At 55.8% G+C, this 17,094-nt stretch carries 11 protein-coding genes and 1 tRNA gene; 4 read left to right on the top strand and 8 right to left on the bottom strand.

Translation table 11 applies throughout. The features are described 5' to 3' along the window. Positions 1-209 precede the first annotated feature (209 nt). Positions 210-2,519: a glycosyltransferase gene (locus tag FHW17_RS18170; protein ID WP_162730339.1), complete on the top strand. Its 2,310-nt coding sequence runs from the start codon at positions 210-212 to the stop codon at positions 2,517-2,519. A gap of 84 nt (positions 2,520-2,603) precedes the next feature. On the opposite strand, the gene FHW17_RS18175 is transcribed toward FHW17_RS18170, so the two are convergent. Continuing rightward, positions 2,604-2,688: transfer RNA gene (locus FHW17_RS18175), tRNA-Leu, on the bottom strand. A 270-nt stretch (positions 2,689-2,958) separates the two neighbouring features. On the opposite strand from FHW17_RS18175, the gene lipB reads away from it, so the two are divergent. Then, positions 2,959-3,675 carry a lipoyl(octanoyl) transferase LipB gene (gene lipB / locus FHW17_RS18180; protein ID WP_182510472.1) on the top strand — a complete coding sequence of 239 codons (717 nt, stop codon included), beginning with the start codon at positions 2,959-2,961 and terminating at the stop codon, positions 3,673-3,675. Between the two features lie 199 nt (positions 3,676-3,874). Here the strand turns inward: lipB and FHW17_RS18185 are convergent, their stop codons facing one another. Together FHW17_RS18185 and FHW17_RS18190 are read right to left on the bottom strand one after the other, a co-directional pair. Next, positions 3,875-5,887: an acetyl/propionyl/methylcrotonyl-CoA carboxylase subunit alpha gene (locus tag FHW17_RS18185; RefSeq protein ID WP_182510473.1), complete on the bottom strand. Its 2,013-nt coding sequence runs from the start codon at positions 5,885-5,887 to the stop codon at positions 3,875-3,877. 73 nt (positions 5,888-5,960) lie between these two features. Beyond that, the gene (locus FHW17_RS18190; RefSeq protein ID WP_112529184.1) at positions 5,961-6,887 is read right to left on the bottom strand and encodes a DMT family transporter; all 927 of its coding nucleotides are present in this window, start codon (positions 6,885-6,887) and stop codon (positions 5,961-5,963) included. Positions 6,888-7,075: 188 nt separating this feature from the next. On the opposite strand from FHW17_RS18190, the gene FHW17_RS18195 reads away from it, so the two are divergent. Both FHW17_RS18195 and parE read left to right on the top strand, forming a co-directional pair. Further along, entirely contained in the window at positions 7,076-7,456 is a 381-nt protein-coding gene (locus FHW17_RS18195; protein WP_182510474.1) for a helix-turn-helix transcriptional regulator, read from the top strand. A gap of 131 nt (positions 7,457-7,587) precedes the next feature. Next, entirely contained in the window at positions 7,588-9,741 is a 2,154-nt protein-coding gene (parE, locus tag FHW17_RS18200; protein WP_182510475.1) for a DNA topoisomerase IV subunit B, read from the top strand. 937 nt (positions 9,742-10,678) lie between these two features. Here the strand turns inward: parE and lpdA are convergent. The 5 genes from lpdA to FHW17_RS18225 form a co-directional block, all read right to left on the bottom strand. Then, a complete protein-coding gene (gene lpdA, locus FHW17_RS18205) occupies positions 10,679-12,076 on the bottom strand; it encodes a dihydrolipoyl dehydrogenase (protein WP_113097808.1) in 1,398 nt (465 codons plus the stop codon). Between the two features lie 4 nt (positions 12,077-12,080). After that, positions 12,081-13,379 (bottom strand): dihydrolipoamide acetyltransferase family protein, encoded by a 1,299-nt coding sequence (locus FHW17_RS18210; RefSeq protein WP_182510476.1) that lies wholly within the window; start codon positions 13,377-13,379, stop codon positions 12,081-12,083. 9 nt (positions 13,380-13,388) lie between these two features. After that, on the bottom strand, positions 13,389-14,402 hold the full coding sequence (locus tag FHW17_RS18215) for an alpha-ketoacid dehydrogenase subunit beta (RefSeq protein WP_112529844.1): 1,014 nt from the start codon (positions 14,400-14,402) through the stop codon (positions 13,389-13,391). A gap of 3 nt (positions 14,403-14,405) precedes the next feature. After that, positions 14,406-15,653, bottom strand: coding sequence for a 3-methyl-2-oxobutanoate dehydrogenase (2-methylpropanoyl-transferring) subunit alpha (locus tag FHW17_RS18220; protein ID WP_112529846.1), 1,248 nt, complete (start codon positions 15,651-15,653; stop codon positions 14,406-14,408). A gap of 291 nt (positions 15,654-15,944) precedes the next feature. Further along, positions 15,945-17,093 carry a DUF2336 domain-containing protein gene (locus FHW17_RS18225; protein WP_182510477.1) on the bottom strand — a complete coding sequence of 383 codons (1,149 nt, stop codon included), beginning with the start codon at positions 17,091-17,093 and terminating at the stop codon, positions 15,945-15,947. Position 17,094 lies beyond the last annotated feature (1 nt).

Genomic DNA, 17,094 nt, shown 5'->3' on the forward strand with positions numbered 1-17,094 from the left:
GCTTCGTTATCCGCAAGTTCGCTGAATCAATCCGGATATTCGGCCTATCCAGAACATTCGGTCGAATTGTTGCATTCGTGCGTTCCGGAAAATTCGTTGCTCTTTTTGCAAACCGCCGTGCGACATTGCTTTCGACTGTTACAAACGAAAACAAGCATCGCCTTTCTTCTTTCTATCCCGGCGAGACCCATCGGCCTGCATCGGAATTTATGACGCCCCGTGTCCTGATCGTGGCGGAAATGTCGATTCCACAATGCAAGAAGTACCGCGTCACGCAAAAGGCCGAGCTGTTTTCGAAGATTGGCATCGAGGCATCAGTGGTCGACTGGACCCATTCTGACGAAGCCCGGACACTGCTACAGACCCATTCAATCGTCATATTTTACCGCGTTCCCGCCGTACCTGAAGCTATCTTATTGATAAAGGAAGCCAAGCGGCTTGGCATTCACACATTCTGGGAAGTCGATGACCTGATTTTCGATCCAGAAGGATACCTCTCAAACAAAAATATCGAAACTCTGTCGCCAGGAGATCGAAAAGGTGTCCTCGAAGGGATGAGACTTTATCGGGAAGCGCTGCTCCTGTGCGACGAAGGTATTGCGTCCACCAAAGCCCTCGCAAAAGCCATGAGCGAGGTTACGAATAGAAATGCCGTCATTGTGGAGAATGCACTCGACAGCGATACAATACTAATCGCGGAAAGAATTCGCAAAAATCAGACGGCAACGCCAAAAGAGCCGAAGCAGGACATCACAATTGTCTATGGCTCAGGCACCAAGACGCACGACATTGATTTTCTGGCAGCCAGTGATGCGCTTTTCAACGTTCTGTCGGAGCGCTCCAACGTAAAACTTCGAATTATAGGTTCTTTGAATATAGAAAGCCGGTTCAATATTTTCTCTGATCGGATCGAACGTTTTTCATTCGTGAGTTTTGATCGCTATTCGCAGCTTGTCGCCGAAGCAGATATTTCAATCGCACCGCTTGAAGATTCAGTTTTCAATGATGCTAAAAGCAACATCAAGTTTCTGGAGGCTTCTGTCCTCGGTATACCCTCTGTCTGCTCTCCTGCTGATGCGTTTCGTACCGCTATCGTTGACGGAGAGAATGGATTTCTTGCGGCTGATACAGCGCAATGGCAGCAAAAACTGCTTCTGCTTGTCGACAAGCCGAATCTTCGCAGAGAAATGGCCCACAGGGCGCTCGAAAGCGTCAATCAGGCCTATGCGCCCGAGCAGATCGCGCATCGGCAATTGGCACCGCTTATCGGGCGTTTTCAACAGCGCAAGCAGGGTATAACCCGAATCCTCTTTGCGAATGTGTATTTTTCTCCGCAATCGTTTGGTGGAGCGACGATCATTGCGGAAGAGATGGCTCAAAGGCTCGCCCGGGAAGAGGATGTGGAGATCTACATCTTCACTTCATGGTCGCATGATCATGCTTCAAATTACGATCTGGTTCGTTATAGCGCAAAAGGCGCTACCGTTTTCGCGGCAAAAGTGCCTGTTGTTCGCACACGCTTGATGGATATCAAAGACGATAACATGGGGCAGGCTTTTGCAGATGTTCTCAATGCAGTTCAACCTGATATTGTCCAGTTGCATTCGATTCAAACGCTGGGGGTCGAACTGGGCGCAGCGTGTAAGGCTGCGGGCATACCCTATACCATAACGCTTCACGATGCCTGGTGGCTGTGTGAACGCCAGTTCATGGTAACAGGTGAAGGCAAGTATTGCTTTCAAACACGCATCGATCCAAACGTTTGTGCAAAATGCGTTCCGGACAAGAGTTTTAACGAACATCGCACCCGGATCGTTCGCAAAGGTCTTGCAGAGGCTCAGGGCCTCATCTCTCCAAGCGACTACTTTAAAAAACTGCATATGCAGAACGGGTTGAGCGACGAGCAGATTTTTGTCAATAAAAACGGGGTCAAGTTCCCCTTTCCGACCTTTACGCGCAAACCATCAGACCACATCCGCTTCGGCTACGTCGGCGGATCAACACCGATCAAGGGGTATGATCTCGTCCGCGAGGCTTTTTCGGCGCTTCCGGAATGTGGCATCGAACTGGTCATGGTGGATAATACGCTGAACAGTGGCTATAGCAGCGTCAATCTCAAGGGGCTTGCTCCCCACAATCCTGTTCGCGTTGTGCCTGCCTATACGCAGGATAGCATCGACGAATTCTTCTCCGGAATTGACGTGCTTTTGTTTCCATCCCAATGGAAAGAAAGCTTTGGCCTGACAGTACGCGAAGCGCTGCTGCGTGATATCTGGGTGATTGCCACGGATTCCGGCGGCGCCGTAGAAGATCTCATAGAAGGCGAAAACGGAAACATCATTCCCATTTCGCCCGACAGCTCCCATCTGCGAGCGGCAATGGAAAAGGTTATCGATAACCGGGCTGCGCTTTCGAGCTACGTCAATCCATACAAAGATCGCATACAGAGCTTTGATGGGCAGGCAGACGAGCTCTACGATTATCTCCGCTCGCTTCTGCGCGCTGAACAGCAACGATAGAAAATTCAACTGGGAACATAAAAGCAAAAAGGCAGCCGATCGGCTGCCTTTTTTGTTTTAAATCAATCGCTTGGCGAGAGATTTTGGTGCGGTCGAGAAGACTCGAACTTCCACGTCTTGCGACACAGCGACCTCAACGCTGCGCGTCTACCAATTCCGCCACGACCGCACTGTGGTAGAAGCCGAACGTGTCGGCTCGCGGCATGTAGCAAATCAATTTCAGCTAAACAAGCCCTGTTGGCATTTAACGCTAATGTTTTTCGCAAAGCCGCCGAAAAGTTATGTCGCACCCGTCAGACTGGAAATCTTCTAAGAAAAAGTCCATATGCGGCTCACCTTCTGCATCCCGTGTGAATCGGTGCTTTTGGCTGCCTGAAACAGCCACATCGGCTTCAGTTCGATGCGGATGGAGCGAAATTCGAAAGTTTGGTTTCCGATCATGAAAAGTAACCGTGACGATCTCGTCCCCGCATTTTTGCCCACAGGCGAATCGCATCCGGTGGAATGGCTGGTGGCTGACGGGCTCACCGATTACGAAACTGCCCTCAGTTTCATGGAAGAGCGGGTGGCTGCGATTCGTGCAGGAACGGCACGAGAGCTTGTGTGGCTCGTTGAACATCCACCGCTCTATACGGCAGGCACCAGCGCCAAGGATGGCGATCTGCTCACCGCTGATCGCTTTCCTGTCTATGCGACAGGTCGCGGCGGCGAATACACCTATCATGGCCCCGGCCAGCGAGTTGCCTACGTGATGCTGGATCTCAAAACACGGCGCGAGGACATCAGGGCATTTGTGACGGCGCTGGAGCAATGGATCATTTCCACCCTTGCCTCGTTCAATGTGCGCGGCGAGCGCCGCGAGGATCGCGTCGGTGTGTGGGTGACACGGCCGGAACGCCCTGCGCTGTCAGATGGCTCTCCAGCCGAAGACAAGATCGCCGCTATCGGCATCCGCCTGCGCAAATGGGTGAGCTTTCATGGCATTTCCATCAATGTGGAGCCAAACCTTACGCATTTCGACGGCATCGTGCCCTGCGGCGTGCGTGCGCATGGCGTCACCAGCCTTGTCGATCTGGGGTTGCCTGTGGGGATGGATGATCTCGACCGCGCAATGCGCGACGCATTTGAGGATGTGTTTGGAGCGGTTGAGCGCTAATTCATTTGCATCGAGATTGTGCGTGGTTCGACATAACAACCATGAGGGAGGGTGGGGATGCGACGATAATCGCAAAGATTGCAGATTTAAGATTGCAAAATTTAGCTTCCTTATCCTGCGCTTGTCGAAGGGCCTCATGGTTGTTATGTCGAACCACGAACCACACCCCAACCACCAACCCCTCTAATGCAGCCCTATCTTACGCAAACTCCATGATCACCGCATCGACAGCCAAACTATCTCCCTGTTTGGCGTTGATGGCTGAAACGGTCAGATCGCGATCGGCGCGCAGGACGTTTTCCATCTTCATTGCCTCAACAATTGCCAACGTGTCGCCTGCCTTCACTTCCTGACCTTCGCTCACATTGATCGAGACGATCAGGCCGGGCATGGGGCATAGCAGCATTTTTGACGTATCGGGCGGCAGCTTCACCGGCATCAGCTTTTCCAGCGCGGCGACATGGGTCTGCATGGCATGGCCAATGACCGACATGCCCTTCCAGTCAATGCGCACGCCATTGAGCACCGGGCGCAACTGTGCCTTCACCGAGCGGTCATCAATATAGCCGTCCCAGACCGCATCGCCGGGCCGCCAATCGCTGCGGATGGTGATGTCCTCCCCACCATGCAGCGAGAGTTCAATCTTGACTGGCGGTTTGGCAATGCTCTGGTGAATGCTCACCGGCACGTATTCATCATTGATCCGCACGTCCCATTCGGCGCGGATCTTGCCCGTATGTGGCCGTAGACGGTCACTGAGGCCATCGAGACGTCCCTTGCGGACCAACTCCACACTGAGAGCGATGGCGGCCAATACGTCCCTGTCCTCGGCTGTGGGGGCGATGGGATGGAAGCCATCGGGGAACTCCTCGGCGATAAAACCGGTGGATAGCCGCCCTTCCCGCCAGCGCGGATGCTGCATCAGCGCCGCGAGGAACGGGATATTGTGTTCAATACCGTCGACAACGAATGTATCCAGTGCGTCGGCCATCGCATCAATGGCTTCAAGGCGGGTTGGTGCCCAGGTGCAGAGCTTTGCCACCATGGGGTCATAGAACATGGAAATGTCGGAACCTTCGGTCACACCGGTATCATTGCGGATGATGGCCTTACCAACCGGGCCCTCACTCGGCGGGCGATAGCGGGTCAGGCGACCAATCGAAGGCAGGAAATTGCGGTACGGGTCTTCCGCGTAGAGGCGGCTTTCAATGGCCCAGCCATTCAGCTTGACATCCGACTGTTTCAGCTTGAGCTTTTCGCCCGCTGCAATCAGGATCATCTGCTCGACAAGATCAACGCCGGTGATCAGCTCTGTTACCGGATGCTCCACCTGCAAGCGCGTGTTCATTTCAAGGAAATAGAAGTTGCGGTGCTTGTCGACGATGAACTCGACCGTACCGGCGCTTTGATAGTCAACGGCCTTGGCCAGTGCCACGGCCTGCTCGCCCATCGCCTTGCGGGTTGCCTCGTCAAGGAAGGGTGACGGCGCTTCCTCAACCACTTTCTGGTTGCGGCGCTGCACGGAGCACTCGCGCTCGCCCAGATAGATGCAGTTGCCAAAGTTATCGCCGAGCACCTGAATTTCGATATGGCGCGGTTCAACGACGAATTTTTCGATGAAAACCCGGTCGTCGCCAAAGGAATTGCGCGCTTCCGAGGTGGCCCGTTCAAACCCGTCGCGCACTTCGCTCTCGTCCCACGCAATGCGCATTCCCTTGCCACCGCCACCGGCGGAAGCCTTGATCATCACGGGATAACCGATTTCGCCAGCGATCTTTTCCGCATGGGCGACATCGGTAATGATGTCGAGAAAGCCCGGCACGGTGTTGACCTTGGCGGCATTGGCAAACTTTTTCGATTCGATCTTGTCGCCCATGGCGATGATCGCCTTGGGTTTTGGCCCGATGAAAATGATACCTTCCTTCTCAAGCGCCTCGCAGAAGGAGGCACGTTCGGACAGGAAACCATAGCCGGGATGAACCGCTTGCGCGCCGGTTGCCTTGCAGGCGGCAATGATCTTGTCCGCGACGAGATAGCTTTCGGAGGCCGCCGCGGGACCGATATGCACCGCTTCATCGGCCATTTCGACATGAACGGCATCACGATCCGCATCGGAATAGACGGCGACCGTGGCGATCCCCATTCTCCTTGCCGACTTGATGACGCGGCAGGCAATTTCCCCACGGTTTGCAATCAGGATTTTCTTGAACACTTTTATGGACCTCCCGCACACATGCATCTTTGGTTCTATTGCCAATGGCAGCTTTGCTCAACAGGTAAGATCGCTAATTGAAAGCGGGCTCCGGAGCCTTCTGCTTTTTGCCCTCGCGCCAGACCACATAGGCACCCGACGCGATGATAATGGCGATCCCAAGCCATTTCGAAGCGGTGGGAAACTCCTGAAACACGAACAGGCCGATGATGACGGCCATGACGATCTCCAGATACTGGAATGGCGCCAGAAGCGAAGCTGGTGCGAGACGCGAGGCCTGCACAACCAGAAGATGGCCACCCGTGGCAATTGCCCCGATGGCAAACAGCAGAAACCACGACATGCCGGTTGCCGGCGTTCCCAGCGTCATATCGCTGACACCGAACCAGGCACCGAAGAAAAGCGCGACAATCACTGTCACCGTACCGCCAATGCCCGCATAAAGCTGCATGACAAGCGGCGTATCATGGGCGCCAAAGCGCCGATTGAGAACGAGATAGACGGCAAAGAGCGCCGCCGTGCCCAGCGGCAGCAGCGATACCCAGCCAAAAAGCTCCCAGCTTGGCTGGATAACGATTAGCGTGCCGATAAACCCGATGGCAACGGCAATGCGCCTGCGCCAGCCCACCGTCTCTTTCAGGACGACGGCGGAGAGCAGCGTCAGCATCAGCGGCTCGACAAAGAACACCGCCATGGCATCAGCCAGCGGCATATATTTGACGGCGGCGAAAAAGCACAGGCTGCCAATCCCCATCAGAAAGCCGCGAAACAGATTGCCCCAGAGATTATGGGGTTTCAGCGACCGCATACCTGTCAGCGCGACAATAATCAGCAAAGTCAGGATCGTCTGAACCACGAAGCGGGAGAGCGTCACGGTCGCAGGTGGCAGGCTATCAACAGTTGAAAGCCATTTGGCGATCGCATCCATCATCGGCAGGATAAACATGGCACCGGCCATCGTTCCAACGCCCCTCATCTGCGGTGAGGTTGTGTTTTCCATGCTGTCGACCTTTCCGGGACAAATAGCTCAGGCGAGGCCTTCTGGCATATCGGCTCTGTGGAAAAATGCAATCGCCCGGAGAATGGAATACTGACGCAAAATGGCGGCAGATTTGACTTTTCAGTCAGTAAATGTTGCAAAAGGCCCCTCCCACACCCGCAAAAACAAGAAAAAAATGGAGAATCCCCATGACTTTTTCCAATAATATCATGACTGACGTGCCTGATATGGACACGACAGGCGGCCGCCTGTCGCGCGCCCGAGATGCCAAGTCCATGACGGTGGCAGAACTCGCCGAACGCATTGGCGTGAAAGCCGAAACGCTTGCCGCCTGGGAATCCGACCGGTCGGAGCCGCGCGCCAACAGATTGTTCATGCTGGCTGGGTCACTGGGCGTTACGCCAACATGGCTGATGCACGGGGTCGGGCAATCACCCGATGAAAGCGAAACAGCCGACGATAATCAGGTGCTGAAAAGCCAGATTGCAAATCTCAAGCTTCTGCATGAAGCGCTTGGCGAGCGCATTGACGAACTCGAAAAGGTGGTCTCAAGCCTTAAAGCGGCTTGAAACCTGGGTTATCAGACCATAGTTCTGTGGTGAACGCCGGAACAGATCGCGAACTCCCATCGCGTTTCCATGCGAACCATGTAAAGATTGCTGGTGATTCGCAGCCCCTGTAGCATTGGCCAAAATACGATATGGATGACAATAACGACCTCTTTTCAGCGATAGTCAAAACAGCACGGGAACGTCAGGCAGCGGTTGCACAGCCTAAGCCCGAACCGGTTGTGACCCCGACAGCCCCAGTGACGCCAGTCACGTCAGCGACACCAGTCACGTCAGTGACGCCGGTGGTTCCGCCTGTGAAAATCGCACCTGCTCCAGCGGCGAAAGCATCCCCGCGTTCAACACCCGCGAGCAGCGGCAGCTATAGTGCTGCGGATATTGAGGTTCTCGAAGGGCTTGAGCCGGTTCGCCGCCGCCCCGGCATGTATATTGGCGGAACGGATGAGCGGGCGCTGCATCACCTTTTCGCCGAAGTCATCGACAATGCCATGGACGAAGCGGTGGCTGGTCATGCCAATTTCATCGATATCGATCTTGAGGAGAATGGCTATCTCTCGGTGACAGACAATGGCCGCGGCATACCGATTGATCCACACCCCAAATTCAAAGACAAATCTGCTCTCGAAGTCATCATGACGACGCTTCATTCCGGCGGCAAATTTGACTCGAAGGTTTATGAGACTTCCGGTGGTCTGCACGGTGTCGGTGTTTCCGTGGTCAACGCCCTGTCCGATCATGTTGAAGTGGAAGTGGCGCTCAACCGGCGCCTTTACCGGCAACGGTTCTCGCGTGGCCATCCTCTTGGGCCACTGGAAGATATTGGCGAGGTCCACAATCGCCGTGGCACGCGCGTCACTTTTCATCCGGACCCTGATATTTTTGGTCAGGGCGCCAAGTTTGATCCTGCCCGGCTTTTCAAGATGGCGCGGTCAAAGGCCTATCTCTTCGGCGGCGTTGAAATCCGCTGGAACTGCGCACCATCCCTGCTTGATCCGAAGGACCCGACGCCTGACAAGGCGGTTTTCCACTTCCCTGGCGGGTTGAAGGATTATCTCGGTGCGTCGCTCGGCAAGGATTTTCAGGTCACGCGAGAAATGTTCTCGGGCAAGACCGAAAAGGCCAGTGGCCATGGCGCGCTGGAATGGGCCGTTGCCTGGTATGGCGGTGATGGCTTTGTCAATTCCTATTGCAACACCATTCCGACCGGAGAAGGCGGCACGCACGAGGCGGGCTTGCGCATCGCCCTTACCCGTGGCCTGAAAGCCTATGCGGAACTGACGGGCAACAAGCGTGCCTCGATCATCACCACTGATGATGTGATGATTTCCTCGGCGGCGATGTTGTCCGTGTTCATCCGCGAGCCGGAATTTGTCGGCCAGACCAAGGACAAGCTGGCGACCGTTGAAGCGCAGCGCATCGTTGAAAACGCCATCCGCGATCCCTTCGATCACTGGCTTGCCGCCTCGCCGCAGGAAGCATCAAAACTGCTTGAATGGGTGGTGGAACGCGCCGACGAGCGGGTAAAGCGCCGTCAGGAAAAGGAAGTCAACCGCAAGTCCGCCGTGCGCAAACTGCGTTTGCCGGGCAAGCTCGCCGATTGCAGCCAGACGGGCGCGCTTGGCGCTGAACTTTTCATCGTCGAGGGTGACTCCGCCGGTGGTTCGGCCAAGCAGGCGCGCGATCGCGCCACACAGGCAGTTTTGCCTCTGCGCGGTAAAATCCTCAATGTGGTCAGCGCCGGTCGCGAAAAGATGACGGCCAACCAGCAGATCGGTGATCTTATCCTCGCACTCGGCTGCGGCACGCGGTCGAAATATCGCGATGAGGATTTGCGCTATGACCGCGTTATCATCATGACCGATGCTGACGTCGACGGTGCGCACATCGCCTCGCTGCTGATCACGTTTTTCTATCAGGAAATGCCGGATCTTATCCGCAACGGCCATCTCTTCCTTGGCGTTCCGCCACTTTATCGCATCGCTCAGGGCGGCAAGGTCGCCTATGCGCGCGATGATGCCCACAAGGATGAGTTGATGCGCACGCTGTTCACCGGCAAGGGCAAGATCGAAATCGGACGATTCAAGGGCCTTGGCGAAATGCGCGCCGACCAGCTCAAGGAAACGACGATGGACCGCAAGAAGCGCACGCTCCTGCGCGTTCAGATCGATGAAGAGTGGATCGAGGAAACCCGCGTTGCGGTGGATGATTTGATGGGCACCAAGCCCGAAGCCCGTTTCCGGTTTATTCAGGACCGCGCTGCATTTGTGGAAGAGCTGGATATTTGAACATCCGCTTGAGCCAATCAGTCTGGAATGGCGGTGCTTCGGTGCCGCCATTTTTGTTGGGAGGGGTGAATGCTGGTGGTTGTGGTGCTTGTTCGACACACCAAGAGGGAGATGCGTGGGTTGCACAACCATTGTTGCGCCCTTCGACAAGCTCAGGATGAGGGAGAATGTTGGCTGCAATGCTAGTCGCAGAGATTGCAGTGCAAAAGGTTGCAGAACTTGACTACCTGCAACCCATCCATCTCCCTCATGGTGAGCTTGTCGAACCACGCACAACAATCGCTGCAACCACTCATTCTCAAAAAAATCACACCAACTTATCCAACACCATCCCACCTCGTTTATTCTGATGGTGTCCTTTCCGGCGGGAATGCTCCGGAAACCTTCTGAAGTCAGGAAAGGATCGATGATTTCACCTGTGGGGCTGTTAACCCTGCAGGGGAACGGTTTTGTCTCACAAGGGTAAAACCAGTCATCGAGACGGGTGATCCGGTTATTTTCTTGGTTGAAACAGGAAAATCTCCGGGGAACGCATGACTACACTACCAATACCAAGACTTCCGCGTTCCCCTTTTGGGTCGCCCGTCTTTCCCACCTTTCAATAGCCAGACGCAAAAGCGGGCGTGGTAATGGGGAAGGTATATTTCCCAACTACAATGTTGGGGGATGCAATCACCATCTTCCGTGGTTCGACAGGCTCACCATGAGGGAGTTGGGTGATGCAAGGCCAACCGTAGAGATCGCAGCGCAAAAGGTGCAGAACTTGGCTCCTGCAACCCTCCCTCTCCCTCATCCTGAGCTTGTCGAAGGGCGCGACGATCGTTTTGCAACCCACCCCTCTCCCTCATGGTTGTTATGTCGAACCACGCACCACAAACCACAACCACAAAACAAAAAGGGCGCCATCACTGGCGCCCTGATGCGGAAACAAACCTGATTAGATATGCAGTGCGTGACCCAGTGCCTTGAGTGCGGCTTCCTGAAAGCCCTCGCCCTGTGTCGGGTGTGCGTGGATTGTCCCGGCAATGTCCTCCAGACGCGATCCCATTTCCATGGCGAGCGCAAAGGAAGCCGAAAGCTCGGAGACCCCATGCCCCACCGCCTGAATACCGAGGATCAGGTGATTGCTTGCAGCAGCCACCACCCGCACAAACCCCTCCTCGCCTTCCTTGGTCATGGCGCGGCCATTGGCGGCGAAAGGAAAGAGCCCGATCTTGATCTCATGCCCGGCAGCTTTCGCCTCATCAGGCGACAGGCCTACCGTGACGATTTCGGGGTCAGTGAAACATACGGCAGCAATGGCACGCTTGTCCCAGCTGCGGTTTTCGCCCGCAACGATTTCCGCCACCATTTCACCCTGCGCCATGGCACGGTGTGCGAGCATGGGTTCGCCGGTGACATCGCCAATGGCATAGACGCCACGCATGGATGTGCGGCATTTGTCATCGATGCGGACAAACCGGCCATCCATATCGATGTCGATCTCTTCCAGCCCCCAGCCAGAGGTGACAGGCTTACGGCCAACGGTGACGAGTATCTTGTCGGCAGGGATTTTCTCATCCTTGCCATCAGCCGTTTCAATCAGCAGCGCATCGCCTTTGGTGGCAACGCCCTTGGCCTTCACGCCCGTTAATACGGTGATGCCAAGCTCGTTCAGGTGTTTGACCACCGGACGGGTCAGCTCCGCATCATATTGCGGCAGAACCTTTGACTGTGCTTCGACCACTGTCACCTTGGAGCCAAGCTTTGCATAGGCAGTGCCAAGTTCAAGCCCGATATAGCCACCACCGACAACCACGAGATTTTCAGGAATCTCAGGCAGGGACAGCGCTTCAGTCGAGGAAATGACATTGCCGCCAAAGGGCAGCGATGGCACTTCAACCGGCGCTGATCCTGTTGCAATCACCACATTTTCCGCGCGGATGATCTGTTGGCCCGTCAGCGTTTCCACCTCGATTGTCTTGCCATCGCGGAACTTTGCCTTACCCGTGACGATCTTGACGTTTGCCTTTTTCAAAAGACCGGCGACGCCATTGTTCAGGCGGCTGACAATGCCGTCCTTCCAGGCGATGGTCTTGGAAAAATCAATCGCGGGTTCGGTAACGGAAATACCAAGCGGCGTCTGCTTTGCGGCGAAATGCGCGACTTTCGCGAATTCATCCGCCGCGTGGATCAGCGCCTTGGAGGGAATGCAGCCGACGAGCAGGCATGTACCGCCAACTTTTGCTGCCTCGACAATCACCGTATCGACGTTGAGCTGACCGGCGCGAATGGCGCAGACATAGCCGCCGGGACCAGCGCCGATGACCAGCAGCTTGCAGGAAATATCTTTCATCGGATCAACCCTCCACGAAAATCAGCGCTGGCGTTTCGAGCAGCGTCTTGATCCGCTGAATAAAGACTGCGGCATCCCAGCCATCGATGACGCGGTGATCGAAGCTTGAGGACAGGTTCATCATCTTGCGCGGGATAAAGGCCGCACCATCCCACATGGGTCGCGTCATCATCTTGTTGACGCCGATAATGGCGACCTCCGGATAATTGATCACGGGCGTGGTGACGATGCCGCCCATGCTGCCGAGCGAGGTGATGGTGATGGTCGAGCCGGTCAGTTGCTCGCGCGTTGCCGTGCCGGTTTTGGCCGCATCCGCCAGAAGATTGACCTCGGCGGCACAACCCCACAGATCACGCGCTTCCGCATGTTTGACGACGGGAACCACTAGACCCGAAGGGGTCTGTGCGGCAATGCCGATATGCACGCCGCCATGCTGATGAATGATATTGGCGTCATCATCATAGAGCGCATTCAGCTGCGGCTGTTCGGCAATGGCTTTGACCATGGCACGCATCAGGAAGGGCAGCAGCGTCAGCTTTGGCTGGTCGGCGCGCTTCTTGGCATTGAGCAAGGCACGCAGCTCTTCCAGCGACGTAACGTCGATTTCTTCCACATAGGTGATGTGCGGGATGTGCGATTTGGCAATCGCCATTTTTTCCGCAATCTTGCGGCGCAGACCCACCACCTTGATTTCCTTGACCGATGTATCGGGTGCAAGACCTGAGATCACAGGCTTTTGCGAACCACGGGCAAAGAAGGTATCGAGATCTTCATGGCTGATACGCCCGGCCGGACCAGTGCCAGTCACCTGCCTGAGGTCAACACCCGCATCACGGGCCCGCAGGCGCACGGCCGGTGAAGCAAGTGCCCTGTCGCCCTCGGCACGCGGTGCGCCGATGGTCACAGGCGCAGCCAAAGGCGTGTGAACAACCGGAGCCACGGGTTTTTCAACCGGCTTATCCGCCCTGATCTCGGGCTTTGGCTCGGCCTTGACGGGTTCAGCCTTTGGCTGCTCCGCCTCGGCTGGCTTCGCCGGTTCCGGCGCCGGGGCATGGCCCTCGCCTTCGATCTTCAGGCGGATAATCGGCGAACCGATGGCAATCACCTGCCCGATCTCACCGCCCAGCCAGATAATTTCGCCGTCCACAGGCGATGGAATTTCAACGGTTGCCTTGTCGGTCATGACGGCGGCAAGGACCATATCCTCGCGCACGAGATCACCGACCCTTACATGCCATTCGACAAGTTCGGCCTCTGCAACGCCTTCACCGACATCCGGCAGCTTGATGACATATTCACCCATCGCCAGCTCCTACCCTTCCAGCGTTTCAACGAATGCGCGGCCAACGCGCGCGGGACCGGGGAAATAATCCCACTCCTGCGCATGCGGATAGGGCGTATCCCAGCCCGTGACCCGCGCGACCGGTGCTTCAAGATTGTAGAAACAATGCTCCTGAACGAGTGCCGCCAGTTCCGCGCCAAAGCCTGATGTCAGCGTTGCTTCATGCACGATGACGCAGCGGCCCGTTTTGGCGACTGATTCTACAATGGTTTCGAGATCAAGCGGCAACAGCGTGCGCAGATCGATGATCTCCGCGTCGATACCGGTTTCCTCGGCGGCAGCTTCCGCCACATAGACCATGGTGCCATAGGTGAGAACGGTCAGCTCTTTGCCCTCGCGGCGCTTGATGGCCTTGCCCAGCGGCACCGTGTAGTGACCATCAGGAACCTCACCCAATTCATGCTTGGACCAAGGTGTGACCGGGCGGTCATGATGGCCGTCAAATGGTCCGTTGTAGAGCCGTTTTGGCTCAAGGAAGATGACCGGATCGGGGTCTTCAAGGGCTGCAATCAACAGGCCCTTGGCGTCATGCGGATTGGATGGCACCACCACTTTAAGGCCGGACACATGCGTGAACAGCGCTTCCGGGCTCTGGCTGTGCGTCTGTCCGCCGAAAATACCACCACCGGCAGGCATACGAATGACAATCGGGCAGGTAAAGCCGCCATTGGAGCGATAACGCAGCCGCGCCGCTTCCGATACGATCTGATCATAGGCCGGATAGACGTAATCGGCGAACTGGATTTCAATGCATGGCTTCAAACCATAAGCAGCCATGCCGATGGCGGTGCCAACGATACCCAATTCACTAATCGGTGCATCGAAACAGCGCGTCTTGCCATATTTCGCCTGCAGACCATGGGTGCAGCGGAAAACACCGCCGAAAAACCCGACATCTTCGCCGAACACGACCACATTGTCGTCGCGTTCCATCATCACATCCATCGCATCGCGGATGGATTCAATCATTGTTTTACGCGGCATTGATCAAACTCCCGCCTGCTGACGCTGACGACGCAGATGCGGCGGCATTTCCTCATAAACCCCTTCGAACATATCGCGCGCCGATGGCTTGCCACCCGCATGCAATGTTCCGAAGCTTTCGGCTTCCTTTTGCGCTGATATCACAGTGTCGAGGATTTCTGCCTCGGCCTGCGTATGGCGCTCTTCCGACCAGACACCGCGTCCGATCAGGTGGTTCTTCAGCCGCATGACCGGATCACCTAGCGGCCAGGCATCGGATTCGGTTTTTGGCCGGTAGGCGGAAGGATCATCCGAAGTGGAATGCGCACCGGCGCGGTAGGTTACATATTCGATAACCGTCGGCCCGAGATTGCGCCTTGCCCGCTCGATAGCCCATTTGGCCACGGCAAAGACGGCAAGATAATCATTGCCGTCAACGCGCAACGCGGGCATGCCGAAACCAAGACCGCGCGCAGCGAACGTACCCGCACCGCCACGGGCAATGCCCTGAAAGGTGGAAATCGCCCACTGGTTGTTGACGATGTTCAGAACAACCGGGGCTTTATAGGTGGACGCAAAAACGAGGGCAGCGTGGAAATCCGACTCCGCCGTCGATCCATCGCCGATCCAGCCTGCAGCAATCTTCGTGTCATTCTTGATCGCCGATGCCATGGCCCAGCCGACAGCCTGAATATATTGCGTTGCAAGATTGCCTGAAATCGAGAAGAAGCCATGTTCCTTGGAGGAATACATGATGGGCAGCTGCCGGCCCTTCAGCGGATCTTTCTCGTTGGAATAAATCTGGCACATCATTTCGACCATCGGATAATCATTCGCGATCAGGAGACCGGCCTGCCGATAAGTCGGGAAATTCATGTCACCCGGTGCGAGCGCCTTGCGGAAGGCGCAGCTGACAGCTTCTTCGCCCAGATGCTGCATGTAGAACGAGGTTTTGCCCTGCCGTTGTGCGATCTGCATGCGCGCATCGAATGTGCGCAGCGTCATCATATGGCGCAGGCCTTCAACCAGCTGCTCATCCGAAAGCTCGCCGGCCCACGGGCCAACAGCTTCACCATCCCGGTTCAAAACACGAATGATGGAAAAGGCCAGATCGCGGATTTCCTCCGGATTGGCATCAACGGGCGGGCGGCGCACCGAACCCGCTTCAGGAATGTTCACATTGGAAAAATCCGGCTCGCCGCCGGGGCGCACGGCCGGTTCAGGCACATGCAGGCTTAGTGGACCAAATTCACTAAGGGAATCATCAGACATTCAGCAGACCTCCCAGTCAGGCGATTTTTCACGTAGTCTAACATGAAATATTAGGTCAGTAATACTGTCTTATTATTCCGCCCTCTCCTCCAAGAGCTGCAGAAAATTGGTAACATCCGGATATAACCATCTGAAATAAATAGTTGTTCCGGACGAACGGTGGTTTTGTTTTCGCTCAGCCTATCGCAAAAAAGCAATATTGCATCACAGAATACGCGAGCCGCGTCTTCATTCGTTCATCCGGGCATCTGATTTTGTAATCAAATGCGTGCTCAACTGCGAAAACAGGGTTCAGGCAGCAGCCATCGCCAGCGCGTGATCCCGCGCATTCTCTCGAATCGCCTCCAGATAAATCTTGCGCAGCAGGGACTGCATATCATCGTTTGCCACGGCGAAATCACCCGGTAGTCCATGATTATCAGGCACAAGATGCTCCATCATGCGCCGGGTAACTTCCTGTGGTCCAATCGCCAGCTTGCCATTGGCCACATCACGCCAGGCATGAAGCGCGATGCGCAGCGGTTGATGGGTGCTGTCAGGCAGGCCTGCCGCCGTGAACAACGCGCCCAGCGCCGCATCGCGGCCATCAATCAAAAGGTTGCGCACCCGTGAAAGGGTATGGCCGGACAATGAAACCAGAATAGAGCCAAAGAAATCGATCTTGCCCGAAGCGACAATGCGGATGACGAAGGCGGTGGTCAGATCACCGCGCAATTGCAAATGCTCAATCAAGGCCGGATATTGTTCCGGAGGCGTTGCGGCCACGAGGCTGATCGACGCCTTAACGCAGGCCTCACTGGTAATACGTTTTGCCCGGCGCTCGCCCATCAGCGCCATGACAATATCCATCCGGCACAAGGCTTCAGCAACTTTCAGGGCCAGCGCATGGCGGCAATCGGCGGGTAATCTATTATCATCAGCCAGAAGCGCACGGATATCGGCCACATGGCCAAAGCGCTCGATCAGGCGACGAAAACTGATATCGGCGATATGGGCGCGGGTATTGGCAAGCAGCGCAAGGATTGCGACTGGCTCAGCGATCTCGATAAGAGCCGCACTGACAGCGAAGGAAACCTTCGCCCTGCCCGCAATCACCTTCTGGGTTTCGCCGCAGCCACCGGCGATGCAGTCGATCAGGTCAATATCCGTCAGAACCATAGACCTTGCGAGCATATAGGCAGCGATTTCGATCTGGTCGCGGGCAAGGCTGGCAACGATATGCACAGGCGCATGGGCGCTGGTTGAAAACGCTTCCGCCAGCGCAAGGCGCACCTTTGGCGAGGGATCATCAAGCAGCAGCGTCAACGCCGCTTCCGCCGCACAGCGGTCTTCAAAAGCACGGCCAGTTTCGAGATAGATATGAGCCAGAGCCCCTGCAGCGTGGCAACGTTGTGCCGCCGCAGCATGTCCGACCATTGCCAGATAATGCTGTATTGTCATG

Source organism: Phyllobacterium sp. P30BS-XVII, from assembly GCF_014138335.1.
GTDB classification, from domain to species: Bacteria; Pseudomonadota; Alphaproteobacteria; order Rhizobiales; family Rhizobiaceae; genus Phyllobacterium; species Phyllobacterium meliloti.